Source organism: Halovibrio sp. HP20-59 (assembly GCF_033052795.2).
GTDB lineage: Bacteria > Pseudomonadota > Gammaproteobacteria > Pseudomonadales > Halomonadaceae > Vreelandella.
This window is the reverse complement of sequence record NZ_JAWJUW020000014.1, coordinates 44330-59865: the sequence shown is the minus strand read 5'-3', so window position 1 is coordinate 59865 and position 15536 is coordinate 44330. Positions and strand designations below refer to the sequence as shown.

At 56.0% G+C, this 15536-nt stretch carries 10 protein-coding genes; 2 read left to right on the top strand and 8 right to left on the bottom strand.

Annotated elements, in window-relative coordinates:
- Positions 1-76: 76 nt before the first annotated feature.
- Positions 77-3232, top strand: a complete 3156-nt coding sequence (locus RZA33_RS14970; RefSeq protein WP_317508511.1) for a type I restriction endonuclease subunit R — start codon at positions 77-79, stop codon at positions 3230-3232.
- Positions 3233-3352: 120 nt separating this feature from the next.
- Here the strand turns inward: RZA33_RS14970 and RZA33_RS14965 are convergent, their stop codons facing one another.
- The 5 genes from RZA33_RS14965 to RZA33_RS14945 form a co-directional block, all read right to left on the bottom strand.
- Positions 3353-4003 carry a recombinase family protein gene (locus RZA33_RS14965; RefSeq protein ID WP_317508510.1) on the bottom strand — a complete coding sequence of 217 codons (651 nt, stop codon included), beginning with the start codon at positions 4001-4003 and terminating at the stop codon, positions 3353-3355.
- A 174-nt stretch (positions 4004-4177) separates the two neighbouring features.
- Entirely contained in the window at positions 4178-4666 is a 489-nt protein-coding gene (locus RZA33_RS14960; RefSeq protein WP_317508509.1) for a PIN domain-containing protein, read from the bottom strand.
- Positions 4644-5720 carry an XRE family transcriptional regulator gene (locus tag RZA33_RS14955; RefSeq protein WP_317508508.1) on the bottom strand — a complete coding sequence of 359 codons (1077 nt, stop codon included), beginning with the start codon at positions 5718-5720 and terminating at the stop codon, positions 4644-4646. The genes RZA33_RS14960 and RZA33_RS14955 overlap by 23 nt, the downstream gene beginning before the upstream one ends.
- Before the next feature lie 626 nt (positions 5721-6346).
- Positions 6347-7300 carry a YagK/YfjJ domain-containing protein gene (locus RZA33_RS14950; RefSeq protein ID WP_317508507.1) on the bottom strand — a complete coding sequence of 318 codons (954 nt, stop codon included), beginning with the start codon at positions 7298-7300 and terminating at the stop codon, positions 6347-6349.
- Between the two features lie 11 nt (positions 7301-7311).
- Positions 7312-8850 carry a Mu transposase domain-containing protein gene (locus RZA33_RS14945; protein ID WP_317508506.1) on the bottom strand — a complete coding sequence of 513 codons (1539 nt, stop codon included), beginning with the start codon at positions 8848-8850 and terminating at the stop codon, positions 7312-7314.
- 696 nt (positions 8851-9546) lie between these two features.
- On the opposite strand from RZA33_RS14945, the gene RZA33_RS14940 reads away from it, so the two are divergent.
- Positions 9547-10671: an MFS transporter gene (locus RZA33_RS14940; protein ID WP_317508505.1), complete on the top strand. Its 1125-nt coding sequence runs from the start codon at positions 9547-9549 to the stop codon at positions 10669-10671.
- 16 nt (positions 10672-10687) lie between these two features.
- Here RZA33_RS14940 and RZA33_RS14935 read toward each other — a convergent pair whose 3' ends face one another.
- Genes RZA33_RS14935 through RZA33_RS14925 form a run of 3 tightly spaced genes read right to left on the bottom strand, consistent with a single transcriptional unit; the run spans position 10688 to position 15469 of the window.
- The gene (locus RZA33_RS14935; RefSeq protein WP_317508504.1) at positions 10688-11470 is read right to left on the bottom strand and encodes a sulfite exporter TauE/SafE family protein; all 783 of its coding nucleotides are present in this window, start codon (positions 11468-11470) and stop codon (positions 10688-10690) included.
- 19 nt (positions 11471-11489) lie between these two features.
- The gene (locus RZA33_RS14930) at positions 11490-13778 is read right to left on the bottom strand and encodes an ATP-dependent DNA helicase (RefSeq protein WP_317508503.1); all 2289 of its coding nucleotides are present in this window, start codon (positions 13776-13778) and stop codon (positions 11490-11492) included.
- The gene (locus RZA33_RS14925; protein ID WP_317508502.1) at positions 13775-15469 is read right to left on the bottom strand and encodes a VRR-NUC domain-containing protein; all 1695 of its coding nucleotides are present in this window, start codon (positions 15467-15469) and stop codon (positions 13775-13777) included. The genes RZA33_RS14930 and RZA33_RS14925 overlap by 4 nt, the downstream gene beginning before the upstream one ends.
- Positions 15470-15536 lie beyond the last annotated feature (67 nt).

Here is a 15536-nt window from a genome sequence, read left to right as displayed (position 1 = left end):
AACGCCGCCTCATGGCATATCAAATGATAGATATAACCAGTGCTGAAGGCGGTAGTAACGGAACAGGGAGCAAGGAATGACCGAGGATCAACTGGAGCAGGCGTGCCTCGAATGGTTCGCCGATAACGGCTGGGACGTGACCAACGGGCCGGACATTGCCCCTGACGGCGCGAAGCCGGAGCGCCGCGACTACCGGCAGGTGCTGCTGTTAGGCGACATCGAGCAGGCCGTAATGCGCATCAACCCTCACCTACCCGAGGATGCACTGGAACAGGTGGTCGCTCAGGTTAGCAAACTCGAAAGCCTCGACCTCACCATTAGCAATCGCGCCTTCCACCGCTTGCTGCTTGATGGCGTGCCGGTGAAGTACAAAGACGGCGATGACGAGGTGCACGACCGGGCATTTTTGATCGACTTCACCCATATTGGTGAAAACCGCTTCCGCGCAGTCAATCAGTTCACCATTGAAGGCACCAAACAACTCAGGCGACCTGACGTCGTGTGCTTCATTAACGGCTTGCCTATCGCGGTGGTGGAGCTCAAAAGCCCCAACGCCGAAAACGTCAGCATCTGGGATGCCTACAACCAGATTCAGACCTACAAGCACGAGGTCAGCGAGCTGTTCGTGTACAACGAAGCTATCGTGATCAGCGACGGCTACAACGCGCGCTTAGGCTCGCTCACCGCCAACCAAGAGCGCTACATGCCATGGCGCACCATCCAGCATGAAGACGACAGGCCGCTGTTAGAGATGGAAATGGAGATCGCGGTACGTGGCTTTTTCGACCGCGAGCGGCTGCTGGATTACATCCGTTACTTCGTGCTGTTTGAGACCGACGCTGATCTACTTATTAAGAAAATCGCCGGGTACCACCAGTTCCATGCCGTGCGTGAAGCCGTGCACGCCACGGTGATCGCGGCACAAGCGCCGATGGAGAACACGCAGGGCGAAAGACGCGCCACTTATGGCGATGAGGTGAAGCCGGGCAGCAAGAAAGCTGGGGTCGTCTGGCATACCCAAGGCTCCGGCAAGAGCATCTCTATGTGCTGCTACGCGGGCAAACTGCTGCAGCAGCCGGAAATGCACAACCCGACGTTGCTGATCGTTACGGACAGAAATGACCTCGATGGCCAGCTCTTCGCCACGTTCAGCAATGCCAAAGAACTACTGAAGCAAGATCCTGTTCAAGCCCACGGCCGGGACGAGCTACGTCAATTGCTCGCTGAGCGTGAGTCAGGCGGTATCATTTTCACTACAGTGCAGAAGTTTGCGCCTTTGGAAGGGGAAACGACACATCCCGTTCTCAACGACCGTCATAACATCGTCGTGATCTCCGACGAAGCCCACCGCAGCCAGTACGGCTTGAAGGCGACGCTCAAAAAAGACGGTAGCTACAAGTTCGGCTACGCCAAACATATGCGTGATGCCGTGCCGAACGCATCGTTCATCGGCTTTACCGGCACGCCCATTGCAAGTGAAGACAAGGACACCCGTGCGGTATTCGGCGACTACGTCTCGGTCTACGACATTCAGGACGCCGTCGATGACGGTGCAACAGTGCCGATTTACTACGAGTCGCGCTTGGCCAAGCTGGACATCAATCGCGAAGATATCGAAGCGCTGTCAGATCAAGTCGAAGAGGTATTCGAAGACGAGGAAGACGTCGGCTCGCGCGAACGCGCCAAAGGGCAGTGGAGCCAGCTGGAAAAGCTCGTTGGCTCCGGCCCGCGTTTGAAAGAGGTGGCCGTTGATCTAGTCAACCACTTCGAGACGCGCAGTGCGTCCATCGAAGGCAAAGCCATGATCGTGGCCATGAGCCGGGAGATTTGTGCCCATTTGTACAACGAAATCACCGCCCTTCGGCCTGAGTGGCATGACACTGATACAGAAAAGGGAGCTATCAAAGTTGTGATGACCGGCTCCGCGTCGGATAAACTGCTGCTGCAACCGCATATCTACAACAAGCAGACCAAGAAGCGGCTGGAGAAACGCTTCAAGGACGCCGACGACCCGCTCAAGCTAGTGATCGTGCGGGATATGTGGTTGACCGGTTTCGACGCCCCCTGCTGCCACACCATGTACGTCGACAAGCCCATGAAGGGCCACAACTTGATGCAGGCCATTGCCCGAGTGAACCGCGTGTTCAAGAACAAGCCGGGCGGCTTGGTGGTCGATTACATCGGCATTGCCAACGAGTTACAGCAGGCAATGAAAACCTACACCGATGCCAAAGGCAAAGGCGCGCCCACTCACAGCGCGGAAGAGGCCTACGCCGTCTTGTTGGAGAAGCTCGATATCATTCACGGTATGTTCGCTAAAGGCCCGAACAGCGAAGGCTACGACTACAGCGGCTTTGAAGACAACCCCAACAAGCTACTGGTACCGGCTGCCAACCACATACTGGGTCTGGAGGATGGCAAAAAGCGTTTCCTCGACACGGTACTGGCCATGAATAAGGCCTACTCACTGTGCAGCACGCTCGATGAAGCTCGCGACCTGCACAAAGAGATCGCCTTCCTGTCAGCCGTGAAGGCCGCCATCACCAAGTTCACCAGCGTCGACCGCAAGCTCACTGAGGACGAGAAGAACACGGCCCTCAAGCAGATTCTGGACAACGCGTTGGTCTCCGAAGGCGTCACCGACGTGTTCGCTCTGTGTGGCCTCGACAAGCCCAACATCGGCCTGCTATCCGACGAGTTTCTCGAAGACGTCCGCCAAATGCCCTACAGAAACTTCGCGGTCGAGTTGCTGGAAAAACTGCTGAAGGACGGCATCAAGGCCAAGACCCGCAGCAACGTTGTACAAGAGAAGAAGTACGCGGACCGCTTGCAGGAAACGCTACGTAAGTACAACAACCGGGGCATTGAGACTGCGCAGGTGATCGAAGAGCTGATCGCCATGGCCAAGCAGTTCCAAGCGGAACTGGAGCGCGACGCGGCACTGGGCCTGAACCCAGATGAGGTCGCCTTCTACGATGCGTTGGCCAATAACGAAAGTGCTGTCCGCGAGCTGGGCGACGAGACCCTGAAAAAGATTGCGGTAGAGATTACCGAGAAGCTTCGCAACTCCACCACCGTTGACTGGCAGGTACGTGAAAGCGTGCGTGCGAAGCTGCGTATTCTGGTACGGCGCACCCTGCAACGCTACAAGTATCCACCTGATAAAGCCGTTGAAGCCGTTGAGTTGATACTCAAGCAAGCCGAGGTGCTGTCGAATGGGTGGAGCCAATAGCGTTGTACAATGAATAGATGCGATAAAGTTGTACAACTTAGCGAAGTCGGCTGGGGTGCAGCCAACGTGGTGCTTTACCGGGGCAGCCGCTGCGCTGCCCTAGCCTTGAATAGGGGTTACTTAGGCATCGCTGGATGCGCCCTGTCTCCCACCGATCACCGTCTCGCCTCTAACAACGCTCACGATCAGCTTTCTCGAACACTGCAGCGTCTTTTGAATATCCGAGTAGGACAAACCGCCTTCAATCATCTTGGCAATGCGAGCACGCTTCTCCATGTCAGGCTTGCGTCCTCGGTACTTACCCTTCTCCTTAGCTCGGTCAATACCCACCCGCTGCCTACGGCGGCGATCATCGTAATCTTTGCGTGCGACCGCAGCCAGCATATCCAACAGCATGGCATTGACGGCACGCAGTATGGAGTCAGTAAATTCTGGGTTAGCTTTCTGCTGTAGTGCCATATAAGACGTCGGGATCTCCTTCGACACCACAGAGAGCTGTTTCTCTGCCAGCTTGGCCTTTAGCGTGTCCCAATCTCTCGGCTCCAAGCGCGCCAACCGGTCGATCTGTTCAACCAATATGACATCACCCGGCTGAGAGTCTCGAATGAGCTTCATTAACTCGGGACGACGCAAGGTCGCACCAGATTCATTCTCAGCATACCAAGCAGCGATCGTCTGGTTATGTTCACTGGCAAATTCTTCCAGCTCAGCGCGGGCACGCTCAGCATCTTGTTCTTTTGTCGAAGCACGTAGATAGGCTCGAATAAACATGTAAACCGCCTTGGGCAATATAGATGGTTTCTTAATTAGCCGGTAATTTAAATGGTTTCCCAATAGGTTTCAAAGGCTTTCTAGACTAAAGAGGGTGGTTCCTTTGAGGTATACTCTAATTTACATGTGCAGGAAAAAGCTGGCTTCTATAATCACACCCTTGTTGCTGCGGGTTTAAGGATTGAACCGCTCGATCAATTGGTCAAGCTTATCCCACGGCAAACGGCTACCAGCCTGCCGCATCAGATCACGTGCAGCCTCAGCCTGCTGAACCGTGATGAGGCGGTGATCCAGCATCTGCTCAAGTAGCCATATTGTCCCCCGCTTTTCGACTTGCTCTTGATCCGCTGCTTTGCGCAGCCGCTTGTCGCCAGTTACCAGTGGGCACGCCTCTTGCCTAGCCAGCGCCAAGGCCAAGCAGTCGTTGGCGCTAGGCCCGCCATAGCGCCGGACCAATTGCTGGGCATACGTCATGCTATCGGACGTTAACTCCCTGAGCTGCAACCCGAGCTCCAACAAGTGTCCGTGGTGCAGCTCAAGCTCATCTATGAAAAGAATATCGGGAACGGTGAGAACATAAGGCAGCCGAAATAGCTCAACGGTTAGCCCACCCTCTTCAAGATCAATAAGCACGTTCGCATCACTGATTAACAGCAGCTGCATCAACGCCCCCTAGCTTCCGTTCCTTCCGCAGTGCAGCTGTTGCCATTCCCATCAACTCAGCGGCTTTAGATTCCCCGATATAGTCTTCCGCTAACGCACGGTAAACTAGCTGCCGGTATAGGTAGGTGACTTCGGGCGGGTATGGGTCCCCGGGCTCTTTGGTTCGCCATCCCTGCTTGGAAAACTGCCGAAAAACCCTATCCTTCAGCGCATCGCTGATAATCGCACATTGGCTTGCGCGCATCAGAGCACCCATCATGCTGATACCGAACTCATGCTTAAGCATGTAAAGCTCGCGCATTTCCAATCGACTACGGTTCAGCCCTAGAAGATCAACAATTGCTTTCGAAGGAAGGAGGAACGCACCCGCGAACCGGTTGCATGCCTTCTCTTCGTCGATCGCATCATCCAGTCGTCCCTCCAGCAACAGATGTCCAAGCTCGTGCGCCAAGGTGAAACGTTGACGGTCTCCCGGCCAGTTTTCTGATACAACAATCACAGGATTGCCGTTCACTGAGGCCGCTAGACCATCAAACTTATCCGACGCGTCGACAGCGGTCATGATCACCAACACGCCCATTGATTCCAGCACGTCGATCATGTCGGGGATAGGGTTTAAGCCAAGTGCCCAAGCACTACGCACGGTGTCAGCCAACTGATCTAGCTGCGATAGATCAGTTACCACGTTAGGCAAGCCTTGCGGCACTACAAAAGGGCGCACCGGGCTTTTCGGGTAAAGCGATAGCAAGGCAATCCAACGCTCAGCCTGATCAAGCACATCGCCTTCAATCTGCCGCAACAGCCGTTTAGGGGTTGTGGAACGTTTCCGGTACTCAACACCGGTAAGCTCCACCTCGATTGAGCGGAGAAAATACTCAGTCCGCACCCCAAGCGCCTTGGCTATCTTCACAAGGTGGCCGGAAGGCGGCATGGCACCGTCAATATCTTTTTCGTACTTATTGATAGTGGTGTGCGATACCCCAACTTGGTCTGCCAAGTCACGGAGCGACAACCCTGCCGCTCTACGCGCTCGGTGTAACCGCTTACCAATCATGACGAGCACCTATAGGTTTACAAATGACATATAAAACACCTTAATTGTAAACCTAGATAATCCCTCTGTCATCGCACGGCTCGGAAAACGATTCCAATTACGCCAACCAGAGGCACCGGAGCCGAGCCTTTTGCCCTACAGCACAGTTATTTTCATTACTCCCGGAGGGCTTCCTTTGCGGTCTGCATGCGCAACCCTTCCAGATTCTGCAAACCTATTCCTCTCTCGTACAGGCTCGTCCATAGTTCGTTTTTACCTTTAAGAGCTCCGTCGAGACCGTGTAAGTTTTTCTGCTGGAACTAGTTTGAACTTGCATACCTTAGGTTTCATTCAACACGGCGCAGCCAGCGCTTCCACGCAAATGATGCGCAGCCTGCTCTCGTGCAGGCATCTTTGGCCATAAGCACAACCCGCAAGACACATGCTGGTAGATAGTCGACCAAAACAATAATAGGGGGTACCCCTTCTCCGTCCTTGATAACCCCGCGTAGCGATGAAAACAGCTATCACCCCCACTACTGCAATCCGTTATGGCTACGTTGACGGTCGGTGCAACATTCGTCTGTAACTGCAATCGACGCTTACCTGAACCATCACCTTCGTTGTACAACGGCGGGGCATTGAGATTACGTTGTACAACGGCTTTGCCCGCCATGCAGAATGCTATCTATTCTGGTGGCAGGCGGCTCTCTGTGCTGCCTAGGCGGACCTCGGATGCCATCCGACGCGACTATGTGCCGTTTACGACTACGCGGCTCAGCTTTATGCGGCACATCATGTGCCTCTCTGTCTCTCGTGTTGCTGACACACTGAGTCGGCAACTTCGCTATATCAGCGGGCGCACTAACAGCCTCGCCTTCCTGTTGACTATGGCCCTGCGCGTTAACGCCACTTGCTTTAACGTGTGCTATAGATCCAATGTGCCGACGCTCTTCGGCATCCTGTTTTGAAGATGGCTGGCAGTTCCCAACGGTATCCGCTTTCGCTTTCAAGTGGCTGCTGCCAAAGTCTTTAGCCTTTTTTTCCCGCGCCCCTTTGCCACGTTCCTTAGCGCTGTATGAGATACGCTTGAGGCAGACCCCATATAGCTCCTCGTCGTTCCTCTTTACTCGGCCGCTTTGGCTGCATAGGGAAATTTTCAACCCCAGCCTATCCGCCGCTGGCTTCAGATATTCCTGCAAAATGTACTTGGGGTGCTGCACCTGCTTGCCATCCAACATGAGCGCGACATGGTAGTGCTGTGCGGCGGCGTGCTCCTGCTCACGCGCCCAGACAAAGCCTACACGGCTGAACTGGTAGCGTTTTTTGGATTGACGCGATGCATGCTTAGCGGGTTTGGACTCAAGCCGTTTCCGCAGCGACCGTGTGAGCTGCGATATCGGCGTGTTGTCAGCGGTGTAGGTGGGTAGCTGAACGATGAAGTACATCACGAAAACATCACCGTGATAGCTGAGCATCGCGTCGAGCTGCCGCTTGGCTGCTTGCACGATCTCCAAGTAGCACCCAGAGCCGTTCGCAACGTTTAGCGGAACTGTGACGTCGTCGATCGTAACCTGATGCTTTCTCACGGTGGTTTTCATGTGGCGTTCCCCTAGCTGTACGCGAGCTCTGCAGCCCGTGTACTGTGGGAGACTCTTTTATATACCCCTGCTCGGATTCTCTGGATACTGACCCTGTACCGCTCAACCACGCGGCTTATAGCCGATACATTATCAACTTTCACGGGCACATTACCGAAAGCTTTCTCATCGTTACGTCCTGATGCACAGGAATCGTTCCGGTCGATTGTGAACGGTAAATCCTTAGACGTGCGACGCTCAATGGCGCTTCTAAGCACACGGTTCTGGCCCGGTACAGCGCTAACCTTCTCTCCAAACAACAGGCCACGGACTTGGCCGTAGAGGTGACACCCCATTTCCGTCGCTGCTTTCAGCGCCCCGTTCAAGCGGTGTCTGCTGTGCTGTCTTACGAGGCCGCGCACTTGAATGCAGCGCCGGAACGCTCGCTCAGCAATCGGCTCAGATATTATGGCTTGCCTGCACCACCTGACTGCATCGGCACCTATGTCGTAAAAAGTGTTGATGATCAAACTAGCAAGGGTATCCAAGTGCTCCTTGCTAGGCCTGTGGGTCATATCGGTCACATAGCCACAGCGTTCGAACGTTAAGGCGTGGCGGGCTACAGGCGCACCATTGCTGCATATAACGAGGCTAGAATTGGACAGCTCAAGCTGCACCGTCTGGCCAGCTAGGCGATGGGGAACCGAGTACAAGGCATCACGAAACTGCACGTGGTTATCGTATGAGTGAACCTTGGCCTGTTTCAGTGGTGTGAACCGAGCCTTTGGCATCGGCTTTAGGTGCTGGGCATCGAGTTGCAGGAACGCATTAGCGGTGAACTCACCGCTATGCTCAAGGCAATTATTGCCGTTCCAGATGTTGTTGAGCTGAATTAGCGTCTCTTCGGCATCACCTAGGATCACCTGCGCATCAATATGATCACGCCAGCCCGATACCCAGTTAAGGCATTTTTGACGCACGTTTTCGCCTGTCGGCGTGCGAACGAGTGGTGGTTTCTTGCGCACTGTCACGTCAACATCATAATGCCCACAGAAAGCATCGTACGTCTGACGCACACCGACAGGACTGGTTATGTCGAGCTGGGCAGGAACTCCGCCGAAATAGGCAAAAGCTGCTACAAGGCACTTGAGCCAGCCCAGCTCGCAGCCCGACGGATACAGAGCAAAGTAGCTGTACTCGGATACGGGCAGGCTGGCTACCAGAATGTCGTATGTTTCATACTGCCCGTTGCCAACGGACAAGCGTAGCTGAGTGCTTACCGAGCCTACGACGCACAATGCTCCAGCTGGCAATCGCCGCAAGTCCTTCTTAGGCAGCGACTTCATCCACTTGGTGTACTGCTGGGCACCCCACGAGTAGCGTGGCACATCCCCTAATTCTAACCAGCTCGAAATGCCGAACGCCTGCTGCCGAGTTAGCCCGCCACGCACCGCATCATGGAGAAGGTCACTGTTGAAACGGGGCGTGTCGCGCTGGGCTTCGGTTTGTCCGTACAGCAGGGTTTCCAGTTGTTGGTCTGTCAGCTCATCGCCAATTTCTTTGGCGGCCAAGTGAGAGGCCAATAGGCATCGGCGTATCTTTGTTACGCTGCCAGCCGACGCAGGAAAAGGTCTTCGCGCTGGGCTTTCATTGCAGCACAGAATGTCCAGTACGGTTCTTACCACGGTCATGGGCAAACGAGGTTTGGGCATCGGACAGTAACTCCCACTTTATGAGCATAAGCTCATATTGAGTCCAGCCCCACCGTCTGACAGGTACTCTTGTGGACGAGCGATGCATAGCGGGCTATGGAGGCAACCGCCCCCAGTAAGCTCCTCTCAAATCTCATCTCACAGCGGCACAACCACCTCGATTGTGCTAAGCTCCCGGCCAACGATGTGGGCCATAAAGTGGGTTCTAAGTGGTACACATTTGTAAAAAACCAAGTGCACCACTAGGCACAAGCCATTGAATTTTAAGGTGTTTAGCGAGTCGGGATTGAGATCCTGCTATTCCGACCAAGAACACCATTAAAAACGGCCACTTAGCTAACACAGCAGGTGGCCGTTTTTGTTGTGCCTGGCGCTGGGTGACATATAGATAGCACGCGCCGCTCATTACCATTAAAAGCACCACTCAAAAAAAACATAGCCTGCTAATAGATATGCTACGCTTGGCGTTTTTACTCTCTCCCCCTTCTTTTGATATGGAAAAAGACCATTCGCCAGTTAACGCATATTAAGGCTGTACTCCTTTTCGCCAGCACCATGACCGTGATGTCGGGGGCGATTATTGCGCCTGCGCTACCGGGCATTAGCCGCCATTTTCCTGACCAGCCCCAGGTAGTGATCCAGCTGATTCTGACCCTGCCTGCGCTGATGATTACGCTGTTCAGCCCGCTGATGGGTTATCTGGCTGACCGGTTTGGGCGCAAGAAACTGCTGTTGATGATGCTGGGCATCTACGGTTTTGCGGGCGTTGCAGGCTTTTTCATCGATCGCGTGGATCTACTATTAAGCTCCCGTGCGCTCATGGGGATTGCGGTAGCTGGCATTCTCAGCATCAGCACCACGCTGGTCGGCGATTATTTCGATAGCACCGAACGTGCCCGCTTTTTAGGTCTGCAAAGCAGTTGCATGGCCTTGGGCGGGGTTGTTTTTATAAACCTTGGTGGGATACTTTCCGACTGGAGTTGGCGCGGCCCGTTTCTCCTCTACCTAACCGGGGTGCTTTTACTGCCCTATGCCTGGGCGATTCTTCAAGAACCCAAAGCAAGCAGTAGCGTAAGCGCTGACGCACACGATGCGCCGGTGAAGGTGGACTACGGGCGCACGGGTCTTGCCTACCTGATCGCCATGATCAGCATGGCGATGTTTTATATGTTTCCCGCCCAACTGCCCTATTTACTCTCTCAGCAGGGCCAGATCAGTGGCATGGCGATCGGTATCGCGCTTTCAATGGCAGCCCTAACGGCCAGCATCGTGGCGTTTTGCTACGGCTACTACAAACCGTTTCTTTCGGTGATGACGATCTATGTCTTGGGATTCTTGCTGGCGGCCGCTGGCTTTTTGATCGTTGGGTTCACCCAGAGTTACGCGATGGCCATTGTGGGCGCGGCGATTTCCGGTTTAGGCCTGGGCGCCTTCATGCCCAATACCACCACCTGGCTGATGCGGATCACTCCTCAACGAGTGCGGGGCCGCGTATTTGGTGGCTTTACCTCAACCTTCTTTTTTGGCCAGTTTATCTCTCCGTTGATCGTCGCCCCGGCGTTGATATGGCTGGAATCGCTACGCAATGTGTTTACCGGCATGGCGGTCGTTTGCTGCCTGCTGGCCGTTGTCTTGATTATTCTGGGTAAAACGACGCTAAAGGCAGACAGCAAGCTTTAGCAAGCGGCACGTCTGATCAAGCAGGCGGGTGAATCAACCCCACCACGCTAACTAAAATCAGCACCGCGCCCAACACACGAAAAAACAGCCCAGTATCCGCTTTGAGCATATAGCGGTGGGCTTTCTCGCCCACCAAATGGCCGATAAAGGCACACGGCAGCAACCACAGCTGGTGGATTAACTGCAGATCCACCCCCGCGATTAAGAACGAGACCATCTTGATCACCACCAGGATAAACCACAGCACAAACATGGTATCGCGCAGTTGCTCTTTGGCCACGTGAGTGGCGAACACCGCCACAATCAACGGCGCGCCAATCAGCGATGTACCACTGACATAGCCCCCAAGCGCTAGCAGAACGTAGTCCACGTACTTATTCTTGCTCTTGAACGGCTTGTTCAGCACATAGCCAATGGCATAGATGATCACAATGCCGAAAATGATGCTGGTCATGACCTGCGCGGGTAGCGTTAACAGCCCCACCACCCCAATCAGCTTGGGGATAATCATGATTTTCAAGGCTTTGGTTAAATACCCCCAGTCAATATTACTCTCTGGCGATGTGGTGCCCACGCCCGCTTCCTGCAACTGACGATGCCCGCGCCAGGCGATCCAACTGGAAAAAATCAGTAGGTGGATGGCAATAATCGGCAAGAACACCAGGGGCTCGTTAACGACCAAAAGTAGGAAAGGCAGCGCCAACACGGCCCCGCCAAAGCCCAGGCTCGTGCGCACAAAACCGCTCCAGGCAAAAATCAAACCGATTAGCGCATACTGGTACCAGAGTAGATCTGTCATGACTCGCAAAGGGTCCTAATTAGGAGTTGGGATTTCCCAGCGACCACCAGCGTGGCAGCAGCGCGCGCACGCTGGCCTGGGCAAAACGATCATCCATTAATACCACAACCCCTTGATCTTCTGGACTACGAATAACGCGACCGGCGGCCTGCACTACCTTGATCATGCCAGGAATCCGGTAGGTGTAGTCGTCACCCTGGCCAAAGCGAGCGGTTAGTCGTGCTTTAAGCGCTTCGTTAAAGTCGTTAAACGGCGGTAGCCCCAGGGTGGCGATAAAAGCGCCGATTAATCGGTCGCCGGGCAGGTCGATGCCTTCTGCAAAGGCACCGCCCAACACTGCAAAGCCAATACCTTCTCCGCCGGGAGCAAAGCGGGCCAGAAACGCCTCGCGCTGCGCTTCTGGCATCCCGCGGGTTTGGCTGAACACAGGCACTTCCGGGTGCGCCTCGCGAAACCGCGCCAGCGCTGCCTCCAGGTAGGCAAAGCTGCTGAAAAACGCTAAATAGTGGCCGGGCTTACGCTGATACTGCTGCGCCATGGTCGCGACGATAGGATCGATAGAGGCGTCCCGATCCCGAAAACGCGTGGAGATATCCGTGCGTATACGCACCTCTAACTGACACGCGGTAAAGGGCGACGCCACTTCCCGCCGTACCGTGTTTTCCGGCAGGCCGAGGAGATCCCGGTAGTAGTGAGCAGGGTTTAACGTTGCTGAAAACAGCACGCTCGAATGGGCCGTTTTAAACCGTGTGGCCAGAAAATCGGCGGGTATCAGATTGCGTAACCCAAGCACTGCACGACCGCGCCCGTAGCGGGTAAGATCACACAGCGAGTGTTCGCCAAAGCGCTCCGCCAGGCGGCAGAATGCCAGCGCTTCAAATAACAACTCCTGTAGTTCCAAGCTGGCACCTTCGGGGTGCTCACCCAGGTGATCCGTGATGGCAGCGCCCACCTGTTGGGCGGCGGTGACTAACTTGTCAGGCAGTGCCGTAAGCAGCCGATAGGCTGGTTTCCTGGGTTCGCCCTCCTCTTCCAGCCCTGCTTCTTTCATCACCGCCTGCCACTGACGGGCCAAACGACCCAAGGGCCGGGAGAGTGCTTTGGGCGCAGCACGGCGCGCTCGGTTGAAGCGCTGCTGATCGAGCTCGGCGCTGTACATGCCGCGAGCGCGCTCAACCAGATTATGCGCTTCATCGACTAATACCCCCGTTCGCCAATCGTTGGCTTGGGCTAGGCCGTGCAGAAGGGCGTGACTGTCGAACCAGTGATTGACGTCGCCAACGATCACATCCGTCCAGCGCGCCAACTCCTGGCCCAGGTAATACGGACATACATCGTGGGCCAATGCCACTTCGCGCAACGCGTCGCGATCCAGCCACCCTTGATCCACCGCCGTTTGGCGAGCCACAGGCAGGCGATCGTAAAAGCCGGCGGCCAATGGGCACGACTCGCCGTGGCAGGCGCGATCAGGGTATTCGCAGGCCTTCTCCCGCGCTACCAGTTCCAGCACCCGCAGAGGAAGTGTTTCATCACTCGTGCGCAGTGTCACCAGGGCATCCAGCGCCAAACGGCGGCCGGGGGTCTTCATGGTGAGGAAGGCGATCCGATCGAGCTGCTGGCGGGGCATGGCCGAAAGCATGGGGAATAGCGTGCCCATGGTTTTACCAATACCGGTGGGCGCCTGGGCGAGCAGGCAGCGCCCGGTGCTCGCGGCTTTATAAACATCCTCGGCGAGTTCGCGCTGGCCGGGGCGAAACGCGGCATGGGGAAAGCGTAGGGTTTGCAGGCCGCTATCGCGATCCTGGCGGTGAACGGCCTCCTGTTCTGCCCAGGCAAGAAAGCGTTGGCACTGCGCGAAAAAGAATGTCTGGAGTTCGTCGGCAGTGGCTTCCTGGCTGATCAGGGTCTCTTTGCCGCTGGCAATATCCAGATACACCAACGTCAAGGTAATCTGTTCCAGGCCACGCTCGGCACACAACAGCGCGCCGTAGACTTTCACCTGGGCCCAGTGGAGGGCACGCTGATTATCCGCCATGCGCTCCAGACTGCCACGGTGGGTCTTGACCTCTTCCAAGCGGTTAGCCACCGGGTCAAAACCATCGGCGCGGCCGGTGACGAGTAGCCCTTCAAAGGCGCCGGTCAGCGGCAATTCGGCGATATAGTCTGCCCCGCGTCGGCTAGCAACAAGCGTGTGCCCTTCGATGCCTTCTCGCGCGCTGGGGGCCGGGGTAAAACGGTGATCGAGATCACCCTCCCGGGCAGTGAAGTCGCACAGCGCTCGCACCGCCACGCGATACTTCGCGCTCATAACGCAGGCTCATCGCTGACGACCCAGCGTACGTAACATACCGCGACGGGCATCCCTTGGCGGTGAAAGAACTTAAGCCAGCGGCGTTGGTTATCCTGTAGCCGATCGCCGGGGCCTTTGACCTCAATCATCCGATAGCGCGGCTCGCCAACGGGCGCATCGGGCATAAATTGAATTAAATCCGGCAGTCCGGCCCGGTTGGCTTTCAAATCCCCCAGCAGCCGCTCAAAGCAAACGCGTAGGTGTGCGGCGGGAATGCACGTCAACGCCAGCTCGACCAGCGGTTCATCGACAATCGCCCAGTGCACAAAAGGAGACGCCAGGCCGTGTTTCTCCCGCCAGGTCGATCGAATCACTTCGCGATAACTGCCGTCTTCCAGGTGCGCGAGGCAGGCATCGAAGGCGTCCCGTCGCCGCGTCACAAAATCGTCGCGGTATAAATCCGCCGGGCCATTGTGGAAAGGATGGAAGAAGGCCCCTGGCAATGGGGCGAAAATCGCTGGCCAGCAGAGCAAACCAAACAGCCCGGTTATCAGCGCGTTTTCTACGTAGTAGACCGGCGCCCCAGGCTCGCTGAGTGCCTCAACCACGGCGCGTTCGACCCACTGCGGCCCAGGCAATGATAAGTCCCAGCGCTCATGGGCGGGTTCGGGGTCGCTCGGCTCAGCAGGCAATTTGAGCCGCCGCCGCAAGCGGGGCAGAATCCGCGCCAGCGCCTGGTGCTCGGTTTCGTTGGGGCGGCTATTAAGCGCTTGGGTCGCCAGCTCAAAGGCCGTGGGGTGTTCGCCCTGGCGCTCCAACACACGTAACTGCCGAATGCGCGCCTCGCTACTGGCGGATTCGCTATACAGCGTCAGCGCTAGCGCTGCGTCTCCGCTACGCTCTGCCTCACGGCCCAACTGAAGCAACAGCCTTGCGCGCCGTGTGGCCAGCCAGCGGTTATCCGCAGGCGGGGGCATTTCAGGGAATAGATCGGCGGGCAGCTCGCCGTCGTCCAGACGTTGGCGCAGACGATGGAGCGCTAAGTAAGTGTCCACTTCCTGGCGCGACTGGAACGCGCGTGACTTCGGGGTAAAAGGCACCAACTCGAAACGCTGAAGGCCAAGCTCGGTCAACACAAACTCGGCCCAGTCCTGGCGTAGGTTGCCAAAGAACATCAACCGCAGTCGGTCGCAGGTTTCCATGACCGTTAGCCGCAGAACTGGATCGTTTGCCTCAGGCCACCACTGGCATAACCGCTTGGGCTCATTAAGCTGACTCGCCAGCGTGTCGTAGAGCACGGTTTTAGCGCTAGAGGCACTCAGCCCGGCTGCGCGTAACTCCGCTGCCAATGCCTGGCGCAGCTCAACCAAACGTAGCTGGCTAAATAGCTCATCGACGCTAAGCGCCGGGTCACTATCGGCCCAGCCGAGCGCTACCAAGGGCGCCATGGCGCTGACACTGTCGCCCACCTCGGCATAGCTTAATTTGCTGAGCCGAAACAGCTCGCCCTTGCGCATCACCATGCGCACCAGCAGCGCTTGGGAGGCCTGGGGCAAGCGTTCAAACCGTTCAAGAAAAGCGAGCTCGTCTGTCGCGAGCAGGTCAGCGTGGCGCTGGCCCACCCACGCCAATACAAAGCGAAAGTTCGCTAAATAATAGAAGGGGTCATCAAGGGAGGCGGTAACCGGCGAGTCAGAGGCACTGTTCATGCATCCATTATATCAGCGCGACGGTTTCGCCGTCATGAAGATTAAACAGCACTATGTCAGTTGGCCG